Source organism: Bradyrhizobium sp. USDA 3311, from assembly GCF_054062495.1.
Map to the genome: position 1 here is coordinate 6,214,956 of NZ_JBSSFI010000001.1, position 18,558 is coordinate 6,233,513.

Annotated in this window: 17 protein-coding genes; 2 read left to right on the top strand and 15 right to left on the bottom strand. The window is 66.7% G+C overall.

Annotated elements, in window-relative coordinates; genetic code table 11:
* The first annotated feature begins 73 nt into the window (after nucleotides 1-73).
* Both ACVWW6_RS29850 and ACVWW6_RS29855 read left to right on the top strand, forming a co-directional pair.
* Nucleotides 74-379 (top strand): hypothetical protein, encoded by a 306-nt coding sequence (locus tag ACVWW6_RS29850; protein ID WP_456681862.1) that lies wholly within the window; start codon nucleotides 74-76, stop codon nucleotides 377-379.
* Nucleotides 376-597, top strand: coding sequence for a hypothetical protein (locus tag ACVWW6_RS29855; protein ID WP_456681863.1), 222 nt, complete (start codon nucleotides 376-378; stop codon nucleotides 595-597). Before ACVWW6_RS29850 ends, ACVWW6_RS29855 begins: the two co-directional genes overlap by 4 nt.
* Here the strand turns inward: ACVWW6_RS29855 and ACVWW6_RS29860 are convergent.
* The 15 genes from ACVWW6_RS29860 to ACVWW6_RS29930 form a co-directional block, all read right to left on the bottom strand.
* A complete protein-coding gene (locus ACVWW6_RS29860; protein ID WP_456681864.1) occupies nucleotides 594-3,326 on the bottom strand; it encodes a hypothetical protein in 2,733 nt (910 codons plus the stop codon). The genes ACVWW6_RS29855 and ACVWW6_RS29860 overlap by 4 nt on opposite strands.
* Nucleotides 3,326-5,779 (bottom strand): hypothetical protein, encoded by a 2,454-nt coding sequence (locus tag ACVWW6_RS29865; RefSeq protein WP_456681865.1) that lies wholly within the window; start codon nucleotides 5,777-5,779, stop codon nucleotides 3,326-3,328. The genes ACVWW6_RS29860 and ACVWW6_RS29865 overlap by 1 nt, the downstream gene beginning before the upstream one ends.
* Nucleotides 5,776-8,820 (bottom strand): hypothetical protein, encoded by a 3,045-nt coding sequence (locus tag ACVWW6_RS29870; RefSeq protein WP_456681866.1) that lies wholly within the window; start codon nucleotides 8,818-8,820, stop codon nucleotides 5,776-5,778. Before ACVWW6_RS29870 ends, ACVWW6_RS29865 begins: the two co-directional genes overlap by 4 nt.
* A gap of 3 nt (nucleotides 8,821-8,823) precedes the next feature.
* Nucleotides 8,824-9,366 carry a hypothetical protein gene (locus ACVWW6_RS29875; protein ID WP_456681867.1) on the bottom strand — a complete coding sequence of 181 codons (543 nt, stop codon included), beginning with the start codon at nucleotides 9,364-9,366 and terminating at the stop codon, nucleotides 8,824-8,826.
* Nucleotides 9,359-9,760: a hypothetical protein gene (locus ACVWW6_RS29880; RefSeq protein WP_456681868.1), complete on the bottom strand. Its 402-nt coding sequence runs from the start codon at nucleotides 9,758-9,760 to the stop codon at nucleotides 9,359-9,361. Before ACVWW6_RS29880 ends, ACVWW6_RS29875 begins: the two co-directional genes overlap by 8 nt.
* Before the next feature lie 3 nt (nucleotides 9,761-9,763).
* Nucleotides 9,764-10,444, bottom strand: a complete 681-nt coding sequence (locus ACVWW6_RS29885) for a hypothetical protein (RefSeq protein WP_456681869.1) — start codon at nucleotides 10,442-10,444, stop codon at nucleotides 9,764-9,766.
* Nucleotides 10,389-12,674, bottom strand: coding sequence for a hypothetical protein (locus ACVWW6_RS29890; protein WP_456681870.1), 2,286 nt, complete (start codon nucleotides 12,672-12,674; stop codon nucleotides 10,389-10,391). Before ACVWW6_RS29890 ends, ACVWW6_RS29885 begins: the two co-directional genes overlap by 56 nt.
* Entirely contained in the window at nucleotides 12,675-13,007 is a 333-nt protein-coding gene (locus tag ACVWW6_RS29895) for a hypothetical protein (RefSeq protein WP_456681871.1), read from the bottom strand.
* 2 nt (nucleotides 13,008-13,009) lie between these two features.
* The gene (locus tag ACVWW6_RS29900; RefSeq protein WP_456681872.1) at nucleotides 13,010-13,663 is read right to left on the bottom strand and encodes a hypothetical protein; all 654 of its coding nucleotides are present in this window, start codon (nucleotides 13,661-13,663) and stop codon (nucleotides 13,010-13,012) included.
* Entirely contained in the window at nucleotides 13,660-13,923 is a 264-nt protein-coding gene (locus ACVWW6_RS29905; RefSeq protein WP_456681873.1) for a hypothetical protein, read from the bottom strand. The genes ACVWW6_RS29900 and ACVWW6_RS29905 overlap by 4 nt, the downstream gene beginning before the upstream one ends.
* Entirely contained in the window at nucleotides 13,920-14,471 is a 552-nt protein-coding gene (locus ACVWW6_RS29910) for a hypothetical protein (protein WP_456681874.1), read from the bottom strand. The genes ACVWW6_RS29905 and ACVWW6_RS29910 overlap by 4 nt, the downstream gene beginning before the upstream one ends.
* A gap of 72 nt (nucleotides 14,472-14,543) precedes the next feature.
* Nucleotides 14,544-15,860 carry a hypothetical protein gene (locus ACVWW6_RS29915; protein WP_456681875.1) on the bottom strand — a complete coding sequence of 439 codons (1,317 nt, stop codon included), beginning with the start codon at nucleotides 15,858-15,860 and terminating at the stop codon, nucleotides 14,544-14,546.
* 15 nt (nucleotides 15,861-15,875) lie between these two features.
* A complete protein-coding gene (locus ACVWW6_RS29920) occupies nucleotides 15,876-16,727 on the bottom strand; it encodes a phage capsid protein (protein ID WP_456681876.1) in 852 nt (283 codons plus the stop codon).
* Nucleotides 16,728-17,062: 335 nt separating this feature from the next.
* Nucleotides 17,063-18,259 (bottom strand): hypothetical protein, encoded by a 1,197-nt coding sequence (locus ACVWW6_RS29925; RefSeq protein WP_456681877.1) that lies wholly within the window; start codon nucleotides 18,257-18,259, stop codon nucleotides 17,063-17,065.
* Nucleotides 18,260-18,267: 8 nt separating this feature from the next.
* On the bottom strand, nucleotides 18,268-18,543 hold the full coding sequence (locus ACVWW6_RS29930; protein WP_456681878.1) for a hypothetical protein: 276 nt from the start codon (nucleotides 18,541-18,543) through the stop codon (nucleotides 18,268-18,270).
* Nucleotides 18,544-18,558 lie beyond the last annotated feature (15 nt).

Below are 18,558 nucleotides of genomic sequence, written 5' to 3' on the forward strand. Positions count from 1 at the left end.
GCCGACTTCGGCCGCGGCGTGAAACGGTCCGCGCGACCTAAGCTAGAATCATGAAATATGGACACCGAACGCCATGCCCATCATCTTCGTTCTCTACTGCCTTCTCGGCCTATTCCAGCTGGCGGCTTTCTTCGAAGGCATCGAGCAATGGCTCGGCTTCGGCTGGATCGTGGCCATGATCCTGTTCTTCATCGCCGCTTCGGTACCGCTAGGATCGATCGCCACGGCGGCCCTTGCGTTTTACGGCGCCAATCACGGCTGGCACTGGCCATGGTGGCAGGCCGCGCTGCTGGCCTTTCCGTTCCCGATCGTCGCTCTGATCTCGATGGCGTTGCAAGGCAGCGGCACCCTCGCCGGCATGATGCGGCAACGGCAGTGACCGATAATCTGCCCGAGCCGGAAGACTGGGGACCGCCGAAGGCTTCGGAGGGCCACGCGTTGGAAGTTGCGCGCATCGTCACCGACGCCCATACCTTTATCGTGCCGCTAATCTGGTTCGGCGTCGCGCTTCTATTCTGGCTCGGGATGCGATTCGCTTTTGCGCCATCGGCCCGGCATTTGCGGCGCAGGTTCGGGCGCTGGATCGCGGGCGATTAACGGCCGGTGATGAAGCGGTCGATCTTGCTCGGGGGCACCAGGTAGGAAATCCCTGACTTTTCCCTCTGCAGGCGCTCGGCGCGCTGCAGATAGCCCGGGTTGATCCACTCCTGCAGGCGGTGCCAGATCAGGGCGTTGGTCGCCCAGCTCGTCAGCCAGAGGTTCATGCCGGGCGTATTATCGCGGGTGAACTTCAAGAGCTCGGTCGCGCGCGATCGCCAGGGATGTTGGCCCTTGTGCTCGGCGGTGTTGGTGCCGAACAACGCGTCGGAGCCGGCGCCGATGATTGAATTGCCATCGCCATGCAGGATGCCCATCAGCGTATCGATCTGGCTGTAGGTCGGACCGGCCAATGAGGCCACAGCCGAGAAGCCATGGCGATCGAATTGGCCGAGCAGGTAATCGCCAATCAGCGAACCAATGCCAGAGCGCTGCATGCCCTCGAGGACGGATGCGATCGGGTGTTCCCGCAACTTGGCGATCGGGTCCTTGCCCTGCACCAGGTCACGCACGCCCTCGGCGGCAACGCCGAAGATGATGGCGCCGACGGCGGCTTCGACCACACCGGACACCCGATCGTACCGGCTGTCGCCGATCGTGCCGTAGATCTCGCGCTCCCAAGCGCGGGTGATCATATCGGCCGGCCAGATCTTGAACTGGTAGAACAGCCGCAGCGCCGTGTTCATCGCGGTGCCGGGCACGAAGTTTTTGCCGAACAGCATCGCCCGCACGCGCGCGCCCGGCATCGGGATCGCGTAGCCGGCGCGGTCGGTATAGGCGGTGGCGATCTGCAGCGCGAGATCCTCGCGCACTTTCGCGATGTCCTCCGCGGTTGTCATCAGCCCGGTACCAGGCGGATGGGCTTCCGCAATGTAGGCCTTGATCTGCTCGTCGGAGAGCTTCAGCGCGTCGTTGGCGAACAGGTACGTGCGGTCGCCCACCTTGGTCCACTCGACGCCGTGCAGCGCCTTCCATTCCGCCTCGCCGATGCCAAAGCCCTTGAGCACACGCTGCTCTTTGGGGCCGATATCGGCCCAGGCTTGCCCTCGCTTGCCACCGAGGTGCGAAGCGAACATCGCCTCGGCATCGCCGCGCTGATTGTCGATCACGCTGGAGACGCCGGTCAGCTTGAAGAAGATGGCCTCCATCCGACCAATCATCCCGCTCGGCGCGTCGGCGACGTCGTACATCGCCATCATGTGGCCGAGCCGGTTTTCGAACGCGACGAGCGTCGCGTCGAGGGCTTCGCGCTTGGCGCTACCTTCAGCACCCTCGGTGAGACCCCGGAACAGCGAGATGTAACGTTCGGCGAAGGGAATGCCCCAGTAGCGGGCCTCCATCGCCTTGGTCGGCAGCGAGGCGAAGTGCGTCATCGCCACGCGGCCGAGCTTCGACATGCGCTGGATCGCCATCCAGTTGGACAGCACGTCGGACTGGGTCTTGTTGACCGGGCGCTGGCTCGAGCCATCGATCTGCGCGAACCGATTGCGCAGCGGCTGCTCCCATTTCTTCCAGTCGCCCATCTGATCCGGGGCAGCGGCAATCTCGGCCTTCAGCGCGTCGATCTTGGCCTGGAGCGCCGGCGTCGCCTGCTCGCGGTTGGCGGCTTCCATTGCGTTCAGCTTCGAGACGCGCGCCGAGGCCTCCGCCTGCATCGTCGCTTTGGCGAAGGCGATGGTGCGCTCGAACGCCTCGGCCGGCCTGGTGCCGAACTCCTTCATTAGCGCCGTGCGACGCGCCGCGGTCGATAGCGACTGCACGATGGTGTGGGTCGGATTGTGGACGCCATAGGCCTGGTTATATTCCCGCCAGTCCTTGCCGCTCTTGAAGTGCAGCTCGCGGGTGGCGGACGCTCGCTTGGCGACGTTGGGGTAAAGCGGCTCCTCGATCGGCTTGCCGTAGTCGAAATGCTCGCCGGTCCGCATCGGCTCCCACATCTGGCGCAGCGCGTCGAGCGCAGCCTGCCGGTCGGTGGTGCCGAAGGTGCGCTTGAGGTCCAGCCGATCGAGCGTCTCGTTGACCCACTTCTCCATTCCGGCCTTTCCGATTCGGTAGGAGTCGTGGGACGAGCGGGTTACGTAACCGGAGTAGGATCGCACCCACGCGCCCTCGCGGTTGAGCATCGCCATTGACTGGCGCTGCCACTTGCGCACGATCTTGGCGATCGCCAGCGCCTGGGCATCCTTGGTGATGCCAGGCTTGCCCAGCGCCTCGCGGTTGAGCTCGAACAGCTCATCCGTCCACTTGTCCTCGAGGTGCTTGGTCGCGAACACCTTCAGTAGTCCCGCCCGCTCGAGGTCGTTGGCGAAGCCGCCGATCAGCTGCCGGCGGAGCGCCACATATTGTGCGTCGACCGAAAGCCGGTTCTTCAGGAACGGCAGGTTGACGCCGACGAGCTTGGCCTCGAGCGCGAGCCGCATTGCGGTCTTGGCGTGCTTCGGCGAAAGCTTGGTGATGGCCTCCTTCATCGAGGTCATGAAGCGATGCAGCGCGATTTCCTTGCGCATGTCGAGGATCGTAGCCCGCCGGCGCAGCAGATCCTGTTCCATCGACTGTTTCAGGAACTCATCGCGGGCGCGGTCATAGGCGTCGTCGCGCGACATGCCGTCGTGCTCATAGCCCTCGGCCCGATTGAAGATCTCGTCGAGCGCGTCCTGCACCTCCTCGCGCGGCCGGCCGCTCTTCTCGGCAATCTCGTCGAAACAGTCCTTGCGGGATTTGCGGGCCATCAGCCGATCGCTCCGAGTAGGCAGGCAACGCCGTCCGAGATGATCTTGTCCCGGGCGTCCTTGTCGAGCTTGAGCTGGTCGAGCGCGTCACCGAACAGCTTCCGCTCCGACTCCGTTAGGGTCGGTTCGATCTGGCGCCAGATCTCATCGGCGCGCTTGGCCTCCTGCTCGAGGGCGGTGAGCGCGCGTTCCGGCGCCGCGACTGAGGCCGGCTCCTCAACGTGGTCGGCGGCCCGCGATTCCTCGAGCACGTCAGGCTCGTTGTAGTCAGGGGTTACGTCGGCGAGCTCGCGCCAGCGCGGATCCTGCGCAGCGGCCGCGAGTTGGGTGCCGCGATCTGGCGCCGGCGGAACGGGCTTCTCCGGCGCGGCGGCTTTCCCGCGGATCCTAGTCGTTTGGCCATTGATCGTCACCGTGGTGTCGAGTGCAGGTTCGGGCGGCGTGGTCCCCAAATCGGGAATCGCAGCGGCTTCCGGCGCCCCACGTACCGCAACCGGGGCCTCGGTGGTGTCCGTCAGGTCGGGGATCTTCGGTTGCCCGGCCGCCTCAACCCGCGCCTCCGGAGTGCCGCGGAGCTGCTCGATCGAGACCGGCTCGCCGTTCTTGTGCGTGATCTCGATGTGCTTGTCGTTGAATACGACGAAGTTGCGGGTGCCCTCGCCCTGGGCTCGCGACTTCTTATCGAAATACTTGATCCCCGGAATGCCGGCCTCAGCGAGCGCTGCAGACGCGCCAAGGTAGCCTTGGCTCCGATGCACGCCATCCTGCTCTGCGCGACGCGCTCGCAGCTGCTCCGCCGCGAGATGTTCGTACAGTTCCCGACCCGTTATAGCCCCGCCTCGGAACACGCCATGATCGCTGAAGAGGTTCTCAATCGCTGCCCGGGCACGGGGATGCTGCACCGAAAGGTCGGCATCCCAGTCTAGGAAATGCTCGTGGTTCGCGTTGATCTTCACGCGGTACATGTGGCCTATCGCGCGAGCGGCGGCGGCGGTCTCCGGGGAGGCGTCGTAGCTATGCAGGCTGCGGAGCGCGGCATTCACCGCCTGATGCGGATAATCGTAACCGAGCCAGTCGTCCTGTTGCAGCGCCTTCATTAGCCGCTGCTCTCCAGGCGAGAACTCATCCCAGTGACCTTCGATCTCGGCCCACGCGTCTCCTGGGGACATGTACTGGTCGTAGAGCTCCGCGACCTTGTTGACGAAGGCCTTGTCGCTCGTGGTCGCCTTGTAGCTCCGCGCGACCTTCTCGTTCTCAGCGAAATACAGGCCGTGGCCGTAGACCTGCGCGCCCTCGCCGGTGCCGAGCTTCGAGATATCGAACCGGTCGAAATCATGCGGCGAGCCGTGCCAGGCCTCGAAGCTCTCCGCGATGCGCGGGTCGTGATCGGCCGCGATGTTGAGCACCTCGGCAGCGCGCACTGGCGTGCCGTTGATGACGTCGGCCATCGCCGCGTGCACCACGTCTTCCTTTGCCGCCGGCGGCAGGTCGGCGATGACGGCCGCGACCTGGTGCGGCGCCGGCGCGACGCCGGGCACCTCGTGATCCTCCATCCCGGGCACGTCGCCGATCGGCACGCCGTCGGCATCGAGCTGGTCGGCGTGGACGTGGGTGCCGGTCATCAGACCGCGCAGCAGCAGGTCCTGCGGCGAGCCCTCGAGCGGCAGGCCGCGCATTCTGGCGCGGAGGTCGCGATAGCCGCCGCCGATCGCGTGGAAGCCGGCGCCCATGCCGGCACCCATCACCACCGAGCGCATCGCCTCGGCCATGGTGTAGTCCTGGCCATCGCGAGTATGCAGCCACCAGTCGGCCGGCTGCAGTACGGCGGTCCCCACGCCGCCCTGCAGCGCGCCCTGGCCGGCCTTGATGGCCGCGCGACCGAGCAGGCTGTCGCCGCCGGCGGCGACCATGCGGGCGACACGCGCTTCGCCGAGCACCGGTATCGAGAACGCGGCGATGTTGACGGGGTCGATCATGCCGACGCCCATCGATGTCACGAAGCCGAGGGCGTTGGGGAAGAAACTGTCCGGCCCGCGCGAGATCGCAGCCTCGCGATCTCTGCGGTCATGGGCCTCCTGGATCATCAGATCCAGTACCGGCGATTTGATCGAGGGCTGGTCGGCCGGAAGGTGCACGTCCTTCTCGAGGCCCTCCTGCTTGAGCCGCGCCCTGGCGTCTTCGATCGAGGTATCAGGGATGGCGTCGCGGGCGCGCTGCTCGATGTCCTGCAGGGCCATCTGCTGCTCGGGCGTGCCGACGCCGTCCCAGTCATGCGGCGTGTAGCCTCCAGCGATGCCCTCGCGGATCCGGCGGTAGATGTAACTGCCGGATAGCGAGTTCTTCGGGTCAAGCGTGTTGGCCCATTCGGCCGTGAGCTGGCCGCCGAACGAGGTGTGAGCCTCCGACGCCAGCGGCGCGCCGAAGTCTTCCGGCTCGGGGAGGACGTCGCTCACAGGCCCGGAGCCGCCGTGTTGATTGATGCGATGAAGGCGGCGTCGCGCGCCTCCTTGCTGCCGCCGATCTTCGCGAGCTGGTCCCAGGTCAGGAGGATCCGCTTGCCGTCCTTGTCGCTAACAAAGCCGGGGCTGGATGCCGTGTTGTAGGCGATGTTGAGACCGTCCTCGTTCGGCGAGGTGACGAACACGCCGTTGCGCGCGAAGTTGCGGCGCGAGTCGGCCTCGTTGTCGGATACACCCAAATCATTGACCTGCAGGCGTAGGCTTCCGAACGGGCTGCCGGCGCGAGCGTCCCGGTATCGCGCCGTGTCCTGCTCCATGTACTTGTGCATCGCCTCGTAGCGGTCGTCGGCCTCCTTGGCCGTCGCGTAGGACGGAAAGCTGTCCCAGCCAGCGCTCTCGATGTTGCGCTTCGCCGTGGCGTTCGGAACATCGAAGACCTTGCCATCAGAAGGCCGCGTGAACTTCTCCGCCTCGATCTTGCCGTTCCAAACAGTCGGCACGTTGTAGAAGCGGCCGTTATGTTCCACGACCGACTGATAGAGTGTTGAGCGGGAGCCGTCGGCGTTGTCGACGCCGCCTGGCCCGCGCAGATTGGTTAGGTGCCGCGCATAGAGCGCCTGTTCTTGCGGCGTGAGCTTGAGCTCTGCAGCGGCCTGCGCGGCACTGTCCTCCGAACGCGGGCCGCGCTCGAGCTCCTGCCGCGCGATCAGTGTGCCGAGCTGCACGGCGTCGGCATCGATTTTGAGCTTCGGGTCCTTCGGCAGCCGCCACGTGTCGCGGATTTCGTAGCGATCGCCGATCACTGCGTTGAACGCGTTGGTCGCAGCCGTCTCGGCGGACGTGTTGCCATCGCGGATGTAGAGCGCGGCGAGCTTCTGGACGAGGCCGTTATAACCATTGAAGTAGGCTTCCTGCTGCGGACCGACCAGCGTCGAGCGCCACGGCGCCATTGCGGCGTTTGTCGCCTTCATCATGTTGCGCGCGGTGACCTCATCCTGTTCTTTGAGGATGGCGACGGGGCTTTCCTTCGGCGGCAGCGAGAGCAGCCGCGACATTGCCACGGGGTTGGCACCGGCGGCGATCGCGCGGACGATCGGCTGGGTCGTTGCAGGCAGCTGGCCCATGACCTTCGGCCAGACATCGCCCCATAGCGCCTTCTCCTGGTTGACGCGTGCGATCAGGCCGACCCGGGCTTGTGGGTCCTCGGACGTCGCAACAGACGTGAACGCCTTGTCGAGATTGTCGACGTAACCGGCCGGGACGACCTTGACGTCCTCAGGAGCGACGCCGGCGGCGAGTTGCCGCTCGGTAGCCTTGTTGACGTAGTCGCGCGCGGCGAGCGACTTCGCTTCCGGTGTCGCCGCCTGGTCACGGCTAATCTCCGAGAAGTTGTCAAACGCCGCCTTGACCGCCGGCACGCGGTTGATCGCGAAGGTCGCGGGATCCGCGTCGCGCTCCTTGCGCACCGCGACGATCGCCTTGCGAATCGCATCCTGCCGCTCGGCCGCCGCGGCATAGCCCTCGCCTGGCTTCGGCTCGTAGCTCCTGAGGAGCTCGTCCTGCTCGGCCATAGACATGCGCGCGAGGTTCGAAATGTCGGCCGCGGTCTTCAACCCGGCCTGGTATTCGGCGTAGGCCTTCGGTCCATCCACCACGCCCTTCGCCGCGACAAACTCGGACTGCGTCACCGGGTTGGTGGCGTAGCCGGTGCGCGCGGCCTCCGCTGCGGTGTCCTCGACCCGCTGCTTCAGCGTCGACTGCTGGTCGAGCTGAAGAGCGTCGATCTTGTTCTGGGCGTAGCCCGCGATCTGGCGGCGCTGGTTGTCGTCAAGCCAGTCATAGAGGTGATTGCCGCCGGGAACGGCGCCGCCCATGCGGCCGTTCGCCCAGTTGACGACCGAGCCGGCGAGCTGGCCGCCGAGCACCTTCGGATTGGCGTCGATGATCCGCTGCACCTTCCTCGGATCGCCATAGACGTCCATCAGCACGTCGGCGACGGGCTTGCCGGGCGGTGCCTTCAGCACCGCGGTGGCCGCGCCAGGCCCGAGGAAGTGCGCGAGGTAGATATTGCCCGGCGTCGCCGGCAGGCCCTGTGCCTTGAGCGCAGCGCTGTTCTCCTCACGATAGGCCCGCGTCATTTCGGTGCGCAGGCCAGCGTCAGCGCGGAGCGCGAGAATGTCGGCATCGCTCTTGCCGGCGGCGAGATCCGGACGCTTTGCCCGCACCAGGTCGAGCCAGGTCTGGTCGATGAAGCCGCCGACCGCGCTCGAGCGCGGATCCTTGCCCGGGCCCTCGACATGCATGATGCGGTTGTCGATCTGCTCCGGCGTGCCAGGCGCAGCGCGGACCTCATTCAGCGCGCCGGTCGGGTCGATATCGGCCCGCGCCAGGCCGACGCCGACGCCGGCGGAATGCGCCCAGGCGTCCTTCTTCTGCGCGGCCTGCGTTGGCGTCAGCCAACCCTTAGCGACCATCGCGTCGACCATGTCGCCGTAGTTCTGCAGGCCGGTGCCAAACTTGGCCTCGTTCATGGGGTCGGCGATCGCGGCGTCGGAAAGCGCCTTGCCGCGGTCCTCGATGTCGGCGAGCTTGGTGTTGCCCTCGAGCGTCCAGGCGTGATCCTTCACCACCGAGTTGGTGCTGGCGATCGACTGGCCGGTCTCGGCATTGAATCGGGCGCGCAGGTTCGGATTTGAGAGCGTGTCGGCCCATTTGGTCTGCAGCGCTTGCGCCTGCTCCATGTAGCGCGGCTGCAGCGTCGCATAGTCCTGGTCGTGCTTGAGGCCGTCCTGCAGGTTCGAGTGGTCGATGTTGAACGAGGCCTTGGCGATCGCCAGGCTATAGCGATCGTTGGCCTCGGCGGCCGCGGCGACGTCGTTGCCGACCGCCTGCACGCCCTTGCCGAGTGTCTCGACGCCTTGCGTCATGGCGGCATTGCCGCGGGCGAGCGGCGACAGGTCATACGAGCCGACGGCACGCGGGCCCTCGACGCCGACCCGTGACGAGAAGGTGGCGAGATCAGGAAGCTTCGCCATGCCCTAGCCGTACGCCGTCGCGCCGGTCGAGCCGGTCTTCATGGTGGAATAGTTCTTGAACATCGAGCCGCCGGCGGAGGCGAGATTGCCGATTGCGGAGAAGTCGGCCGCCTCTTCCTGCATCTGGCCTCCCTCTGCTGCGAGCTTGCCGCTCATCTCGACGCCGGCAGCCTTGTTGAGATCGCCGGTCGCGGCGTTCTCGCCCTGGAACAGCTGCATCGCGGCCTCATAGGTGCCGCGGCGCGCGATGCTCTCGGAGATCGCCTCGGGCGAGCCGACGCTGGCAACGAAACCACTGCCGGCGGCACTGGCGGTGAGCGTGCTCTGCGCCAGGCGGGTCTTCTGCTGGGTGTCCAGCATTTGGCGCTGCGCCGCGCCAATCTCGCTCGAGGCGTTCTCGCGGATCTGCGCGGCCTGGTAGTTCGCCTCGTTCTGCTGGCTCTGGCCGAGCGCTGCGGCATTGGCGCCGCCTGCGATCGTGCCGGCCGCGGAGACGCCGGCGCCGATCCCGGAAAGGATCAGCGAGCCGGTGATCGGATCAGCCATGCCGCGACCTCACCGCATTCCAGACAAACAAACGAACGCCACCCTCGTCGACCGCTTCGAAGCCGAGCCGGACGAGCCAGCGCTCCGCCGCGGCGATGCGCCGATCGGCGAGAGCGATCACCTGCGGCACGCCGGATTCGCGGATCACCCGCATCATCGCGAGTCCCGCGCGATGCAGCGCAGCCGGGTAGCGGCGGAACTCGTCATTGATCGAGGCAAAGCCAATGATGACGCCGTCCTCGCGGTAGCCGATGCCACCGACGCCGAGCACGCGATCGCGCTGCTCGTAGTCATCCCACACCAGCGCCGTGATGGCGCGGATCCGTATCGGCAGCGTCTCATGGGTGACCTGCGCGAGATCCGCGGCAACGGTCGGACGAAGCTGGACCCGCACGCCTTAGCCGTTGGTCGTCACGCCGATGACGGTGCCGTTGACCGTGACGGGATACGGCGCGGCGCCCAGCATGCAAAGCCGCGCATCGGTATCCCACTGGCCCGGCGCTTCCTGCATCTGCTGATCGTATTGGTCCCAGATGGCGCCAGCGGCGACGGCCGCGTCCTGGTCGATGGCGGCCAGCGGATCGAGCAGATCCATGCGCTGGCCGATCTGCAGGCCCAGCGGCGAGGTGTTGAGCAGCAAGAGCCCGACATGGTCGATCTTCTTGCGCTGGTTGATGGCGGTACCACCGTCGGCCGCATAGGCCAGCTTCGCGCTCATGAACGGAGCGACGTAGCCGACGCAGGCTGTGATGGCCGACGCCGTGCGGCCGCCGGGCAACGTGATGGCGCCCCCTGAGACGTCGATGACACCGATGCGGCGGCCGTCGGCGAACACCTCGGCGGGATAGCCGTTGTAGGCGGCCGGCACGGTGACCGAAGCGATCGGCGCCCGATCCGGCTCCTGCGCTGTCCCCTGCAAGGTTTCGCCGGTCAGCCCGACCACGATGTTTGCATGCTTGCTGCCATCGGGCATCGCCACATTGCCGCTCCCGTCCGATGTCGCGGAGCCGAGATAGGCGCCGTCAGCCCATACGCCGACAACGGTGCTCGGCAGCCAGGGGACCTGCACGGTCGACACCCGCCGCGCCCTGGTAGACGAGGTGGCAGTCGAACAGCTGGTTGATCGGGCCGCCGATGCAATTGAGGCGCGGCGCCAGCTTTTCGCGGAAGCGCCTGGTGATGCCGTTGATGACCCGCCGCACGGTGAAGAACACCTGGTTCTCCGGCCCCGAGGGCGCCGGCAGCACGCAGACGTTCTCGATCACGCCGAGGGTCTGCATTCTCCACCAGCAGGCGATCTCGTCAGCGGCCTCGTCCATGAACACCGCCGCCTGGCCGTCCGCCTTCGGCAGCCAGACATGGGTGTCGCGCTGGCGCTGCACGGCAATGTCGACGAAGCCCGGCTCGCCGATATCCGTGTTGAGCCGCGTCAGGTCGCTCGCGGTGTAGTCCATCGCCTGCGGCGTGAAGGTGAGCTTGTAGACGCGGCTGCCGTCCTCGCTGATGAAGATCCCCGATGTATCAAGGCGAACAGCCTTGGCACGGGCAGCACCGCGAGTAGCGCACGGCTTGGTCGACACCGTCGAAGGCGTGAGCACCTGGTCGAAGCTCGAGGAACGGACGCTCTCGATCGACTGCTCGCGGCCGCAGAGCAACCGGGTCAGCGGGAGCAGCCAGTTGACACGGTCGAGGGGGCCCGAGCCGAACACCTCGATAATGGCCCCGGCGTCACCAAGGTCGTTGCCATCGAGGTCCGTGTCGGCGAAGCCGGTGTAATTGTCCGACTGCGAGAGCGCGAGCTCGACACCCGAGGCCATCCCAAGGCGCCCCTCGAAGAAGCCAACCGAGGTCGGCCAGCCGTTCGCGGTCGACCAGTCCGAGATCATGAAATTGCCGGTCGGAGTATTGGAGGGCGCCGCCACCAGCACCTCGACGCTGACCTGCGTCGGCGAAAGGTATTGCAGGATCCGCGCGACGCCCCACGCGCCTCCGCTGGAGTAGCTGCTGACGACGTTCGCGACCCCGGACGTGTAGCCGCCCTGGTCGAAGCCCACGCGCTCCCAGGCGATGACATTGTCCAGATCGGGCGTCGAGCTCGAACCGCCGGTCGTGGAGTTGAGAGTGCCGTTACTGGTCAAGGTGGCAACGGTGGTGAACCCGCTGTCGGCGCCGTCGAAGGAGCGCTGCAGGCTGACAGTGCCCGACCAGGTGCCGCTGACCGTCCATGCATAGTTGCGGGTCGCGCCGACGCCGGTGACGCGCACCGCCGGCGACCAGGCGCCCTGCCCGGCCACAGAGGTCGGATAGAACTGCGTCTCGGCGAAAAACTGAACGATCTGCTGCTCGCAGCCCGGCGTAAAGAATGGCCGGCTCGCCTGCATGGTGGCGTTTCCGGAGATGACATTGCCGAGCCGCACCGACCCGTCGGAGACCGACGTAAACGGGCCTCGCGAAGGCCTCCAGAGCACCACCGACCAGCCGCGGGCCGAGCGCCGCTCGATCTTGTACGGCTGCAGGCCGTACGCCGTGCAGAAGATGATATCGCCGGACTGATCGTACCGCAGCGAATCGAGCTGATCGATCGTGAGCCATGGCGTCGGAAGGGTGAGGACGCCGGCGGGTTCGATGCTGCAGCTCGTCAGCACCTTCTGCCAGGCGTCGACCGACTCGATCTGCAGATAGACGTTTGGCCCGTTCGGCGTGAAGGCGAGCGAATGCGTGCCGGTGTCGATCGAGGTCTGCGGGATCAGATCGGCAAAGCCCGCGGTTGTTCCGGCGCGCAGCGTCACCGGACCATTGGAGACCACGACGCGGAGCCCATGCTCCTTGCCGTAATCGGCCGGCGAGACGCTGAGGACCTGCTGCACCTGGGCGATCGAGCCGATCGCAGGCGCCGCCAGCGCGCATTGGGCGCCGCTGAGGGTGGCCGTAGCGCCGGCAGTCGTGTTGGCGGTTGTCCAGTAGCCGCCGGCGCCGGAGAAGCTTGGATCGTGCACCGCCGTGCCGACCGCCGCTCGCGTGACCAACTGGCCCGCGATTTCGATGCGCATGATGCCAGGCGTGAGCTCGACCAGCGCCGTGTCCGTCTTGGAGAAGATAAACGGGACCATCACGCCGGCAGCGTCGTTATAGACCTCGTTGATCATCTGCAGGCCTGGCCGCAGCGTCATCTCGCCGATCACTGTCGGCAGCCAGTTGAGCTGGCATTCGGCGGCGAGGCGGAGCCGCTCGTTGTCGACGCGCGCAAGCGCAGCCCTCGACACTTCGCCCCGGTTGAAGGCGAACATCGAGGCGTTGATGCGCGCCATCTATTGCTTGCCAGCTCCGCCGAGCTCTTCGGCAACCATCTCGGCAAGAACGCCGCCCTCGCCCACCTGGTAAGGCAGCAGGCTCCGCGATCGCAGCCGCTCGAGCACCGAGCGCGGCGCGCCCATGTTTCGGATGCGCACGATCTTGCCGACCAACGAGACATCGTTCGCGCTGCTGCGAACCGCCTCCCTGGCCTCCGGAGGCAGCAGGTCGAAGGCCTCCATCTCGGCGCGTGCACGCGGATCCGGCTTGCTGGGATCGACCGGCGCCGGCGCGCGCTCGAGCGCAAGGCCGTTGCCATACGCCATCACGCCGCGGAAACGCCCGAACATCATCAGCTCATCAGGCTGGAGCCAGGCGTGTCGCCGCCGGGCCCGGTGCGGCCGTAGCTGCGGCGGGCGCGTACCCAGCTCGAGACGGGCGCGAAGCCGACCGCGTCGTTCATGGCGCAGTTTGAGGCCGCGATCTTGTAGGCCTTCTCCTCGCGCTTGATCAGGCCCTGTGGACCCTGCAGCAGCTCCGATTTGCCGGTGATGCGCCCGCAGGCCTGCCCCGCCAGGCGCAGGCTGACATAGTCCTCGAACGAGGACGGCCACACGCCGAGGTTCATGCCGTAGAGCGGATCGTTCGAGGTGTAGGTGATGAAGAGCGGCGTGAAGTTGGCGAACCAGTAGCCGGTCTCTTCCTTGTAGTCGTTGAGCGGCGGCTGCATCTCCGGCGTGGTCGAGATCCAGCGTGTGCGCACCCAGTCGTCGGGAATCGCGAACGCGAACAGATAGCCGAACGCCGGCGTCATGGTCGACGAGGCGTCGATCTGGACCGTGCGCAGCATGAAGTTCCAGATCTTGCGCTCGAGGCAGTAGCCCGCGACGCTCGGCCAGAAATCGTCGAGCACCCGCCGCGGCTCACGCTGCTCATTGAGCGAGACAAGCCGGCGCTCGTTCAGATGAGCGAGCGCCAGGTTGTAGAGCGTGAGCTTGTCGGTCACGACTGAAGGCCGCCCACCGGCCGCACGATCGACGTCGTCGGCTTGTGCTCGATCCGGGTCGCCTGCACCATCAGCTGATGCTTGAACATGTCGGCGCCGAGATTGACCGACGGCATCAGGTCCATGGAGCCGCCGAACACCACGTCCGGCGCGCCCTCCGGCGTCACCGGGATGATCAGCACGGCCTCAACGTTGCCGGCGCGCGCATTCGCGATCACGCTGGCAAGCAGTCGCAGCACGTTCTCGTTGGCGGTCTTCATGCCGCCACCACGCGCTCGTAATCGGCAAGCCAGCGCCGGGCGTCACCCTCGGTGCCGAACTTGTCCTTCATGACGGACTTGTCGGAGCGGCGCACGACGCGCCATTTCGCCATCGGGCCGGCGAACTCGACCGAGAACAGCACCTCGCCAGGCAGCGGCTTGTAAGCCGCCTCGAGCTTCACCGGCTCGCGGATGACCGCGACGGTCGCCGAGTTGCGCTCCCGCTTGAGCACGTAGAGCTCGGCGTAATAGCTCTGGTCCTCGGGCCGCACCTCGATGATGTCGCCCGGCTGCATGCGGACGATGTTGGCCCAGAATTCGGGACGCAGCACGTCCTCGAACGGCGTACCCACCGCGGGCGAAACCGAATGGCGGTTGTTGAGAAACTCGCCGAGCTGCCAGCGCGTGACCGGCAGCGGCACGACCCGCCGCGGTTCGGCGTCCGCCTCGTCAGGCTTCGCCTTCTTCGCGCCCTTCGGGGCAGCGGCCTCGGCAGCAGCTTTCGCCGCAGCGTCAGCTTTGGCCTTCTCGTCGTCGGGAGCACCCATCGGTCACCTCTGGTTTCGGGAAATGGAAAAGGCGGCGGGAAGGATCCCGCCGCCTCTGTTGGTGTGGAAGTCTCAGTAGTCGGCGTTGGCGACGATCGATCCCGCGCCACCACCGCCCTGCAGCAGGGTTGCCTGGCCCTGCGTGCCGGCGGAGTTGCCGTTGATCGAGATCGCGTTCGGCGTGTGCGTGGTGCCCGCGGTGATCGTGGTCGCGGTGGCCACGGAGGCCTGGTTGGTCTTGAAGGTACCAGCCGTGACAGTCACCGTCGGCGCGATACGCATCTGCACCGGCGTCGCCATGTAGAACACCTGGATCGCAGCGGTGGTGTTCATGCCGGCGCCGACGACAACGCCAGCCGCGGGCTCGTTGGTCACCCAGCAATAGCGCTGGCAGATCTCGAGCTCGACCTGGGCATCGCGATGCTCGAACACCGTCGCCTGGCCGCCGATCTCAAGCTGGAAGCCCTTGAACTGCAGCCATTCGTTGGCGCCCGCGTTGCCGCTCGGCGTGTAGTTCAGGAGGACACCGAGCTGGGTCGCACCCACCGGCACGGTGCCGGTGAGGATGACCAGCTGGTCGTTCGTCGTCGGCGCCACGACTTGTGACGCCACCGTCGCCTGCCCAGTCCAGGTGCCCGCAGCAAGGTTCGCTGCGCTCTGGTCGGTGCCGGTGCCGGACACGATCGCCGCAGTGAAGTTCGCGGATGACCCCAGGAAGTTGGCGCCGCACTTCACGTAGAACGACAGCGTGACCTGCTGGCCCTGCGCGCGGATCGAGTCCGCGGTCTCGAGGACCTGGCCCATCTGGATCTTCGCAGTATCGGCGTTGGCCGACTTGCGCTGCCACCGCAGCGCCTGCGCGAACCCGGCAACACCGGTGTCGGCCTGCTTCGACCAGTTGATGGCGCTCGAGGCGCCGCCGACCGTGAAGAAGCGGTCCGCCATGTAGGTGACGGTGTTGGTGATATCCGCCGCCTGCGACGTGCCGCGTTGCCACGGGTTGACGGTGAAATCACCGCCATCGAGCAGGTTGCGGAAGTTCGCGACGCCAGACGACGCCGGCAGTGCCGCCGCCACCAGCGTGCCCGCACCCGCCGCGCTAACCGAGGCAACCAAACACGGCTGCCAGGTCGGAGCGGACGAGAATGCGCCGCCGACGCCGGGGGTCGCGGGAAACACTTCCGCGCCTTCGGTCACCGTCGCCGCATTTAGCGTGCCGGACATCACCCAGACGAGATCGCCGACGTTGAGGCGCTTCTGCCCCGCGTCGGAGAAATAGCCGGTGCCCAGGATGGTCGCGAGCGGATCCGCAGAGATGTAGAGCCACTCCTTAAAGTTGCCCTCGATCGTCTGCGTCCACAGGGAGAGTTGAGAGGTCTGATACGTCATGTTCAGAGCCCTCCCTTAGACGGCGACATAGGCCGAGCCGTCATGCGGAACGAGGACAACGCCCTTGTTCTGCAGCAGCTGCGAACCCATGAAGCAGGTGGTGCGAGCCCAGGAGTAGTCCTGCTCTTCGTGATAGCCGGCGAGGGCTTGCATTTCGCCGGTGTTCACCGCGTGGCCGATGGCCTCACGGTGGAACGCAAAACAGGTCTCGTTGTTGGTCGCGATGTTCGGCAGCAACGGCGAGAAGATCCAGTTGAAGCCGGCCCAGCGATAGAACCGCCGCGACGGTCCGACCAAAGGCTTGATCTCGACATACTCGCCGCCCTTGGTGAACTCGGGCGTCTGCAGCAGGTACGCACGCGCCGCCGGCGTCGCGAGGAAGAACATGTTGTCTTCCTCTTCCGTCGGCACCTGGTTGTTGCCCAGGATCGTCAGCGCCTTCACCGTGGTGGCGAGGTTCATGACGTTGCCGGCGCCGCTCGAGGCCGTGTGGTTGGTGCCGAGCGAGAGCGCGGAGATGATGTCGAGGTCGATCTTGCGGTTCATCACCTTGCGGGTGGTGCGCTGCATGATCGTCGAGCCGTTGCCCTGCGAAGCGAACAGGTTGAACGAGGTCCGGCGGACCAGGTCGTGCCATTCGACGAGGGTTGCGGTGTACTGCTGGAGATCGTCGGAGCGGGCCGGGATGAGACCGTTGACGCCGCGATTGACCGCGGAAGAGCCGCCCGAGTCGGCTACTTCGAAGACGGCCTGGTTACCCTTGATGACCGCTTCGGTCGTGACGCAGGTTCGGAGATCGGACACGCCGAACTCGAAACCCATGATCGCTTCCTTGCGGTATTGAACCTGGAAGGCTGTGTCAGCCATTTGGCTACACCTCTGAGATGCATGTGTCGGTGCCTCCGTTTCGGGTGACCGCGATCGCGCGCGCCGGGGTGACCACGCGTGACGCGCGGGGCCGGCTCGTTGCGATGTGCGGGGCTACGCTTTGGCGGGTGGGATCGAACGAGCGCCGGCGCTCGCGCAAAGCTCTCGCCTCGCTCGAGGGTGTCCGGTCGACATCGTTGCGAATTGTTCTGCCGCGACCCGCCGGTGGGGAACCTGGCGGGCTATTGTCGTGCGCTGCGCCGAAACGGCGCCGCTGCGTTTGCCTGGAGGACGGCGGGGGGCGGCCGTCAGTCCCAGCGCGGACTTCGTATCTCTTAAGCAGCGCGCTGCTTGTTCTTTTCCTGCTGCTCGATCAGCGTGCGGTAACGCGCGCGCATCGTGAGCGCGCCTTCGGAGAGCTGGCCGGAGGAATTCTTCTCGTTGTACTTCGAGCGCGGATCGCCCATCAGCGCCTCGATCTGCGACATCTCGGTCGCGACCGCCTGCGCGGACGAGGCGTTGTCGGGCGTGGTCGGCGTGTAGGCCGGATAGGCCGTGCGGTGCAGCTGCGCGAGCGCGCGGTTCACCTCGGGGATGTTGCCGATAATTCGGCCCTTGGAATCGCGCGCGTTGAACAGGATCTCGGCGACTTCCGGAGTGTCCGCAAACAGCGCGCCGATGCGGTTCTGGTTTTCCGTGAAGGCCGGTCCCCATTCCGCCTCGAGCGTGCGCACCGCCTCGCTGGCGAAGTTGTGGTCGGCAGTCGCCCTCGCCTTGGTCTGGGCGTCGACGTTGGCGAAGTACCAATCGACCGCGGAGTTGTACGCGTCGGGCGACATGTTCTTGGCGAGCGCGTGGGCGGCGAATCCCTCGAGCAGCGGCTTGTCGGCCGCGCCAGGCACGACGCCGTTCGGCAGCTTGAGCCCGTCGACATAGCCCTTGGCGTCGGCCGGAAGCCCAGCCTCCTTGCGCCATTCGGCAATCTGTTCCGGGGTGGCGTTCTCCGGAGGCGCCTTGGCGACGTTCTTGAGCTCGCCGGACGATACCTTCGCGACGAGGGCGCGGTGCGCGTCGGCGAAGGCCTTGGGGCTCGCGTAGCGCTCGAGCACCTTGGCGAAGGCGGCATCGCCGCCGGCGAGCTCCTCGCGCCACTTCTCGGGGAAGGTCGCCGGCGCCGGCGGAGCGCCGTCAGTGGGCTTGGGCGCGGCACCGCCCGCGATGGTGCCCGGTGCGGCCGCCGCACCAGCGGCCGGGGCTGAGTCACCGGGAGGCGTTCCAGCGGCAGGGGCAGCAGCGCCAGCCGCGGGAGCCGCGCCACCGGCGGGCGCGGCAGGGGCGCCTGCAGCGGGTGCCGCAGCGCCTGCTGCCGGCGCACCCCCGGCTGGAGCGGCCGAGCCCGCGGCCGGAGCAGCGCCGCCAGCGGGAGCACCGCCAGCGGCCGGAACGACCACGCCGGCGCCACCGCCCCCAGCGCCTCCCTCAGCGTTCATCAGGAACGGCGCGGTGGTGGTCAGCAGGTTACGGAGAAGCATGGGTCACCTCAGGTGCTGGTCTCAGGGGCTGGGACTGGCGCAGGCATCGCCGGCGGCGCCCCGTTGGTCTTGACGGTCGTGGGCCGCATGTTGAGGAAGCGGCGGATCTGGACGGACACGAAGCGCTTGCCCTCGGCGAAGTCGGTGGCGCGGCGGCCGTCCTCCCCGCCCGGCATGAACGACAGCCGCTCGCCCTCGCAGATGGCGTTCCGGATGAAGGCGATCGCGCGCTGCTGCTGGCCGGAGCTCGCATTGCCATTCGCGACCGCCTGCAGCGCGAACACGTCAGCGTCCTCGAA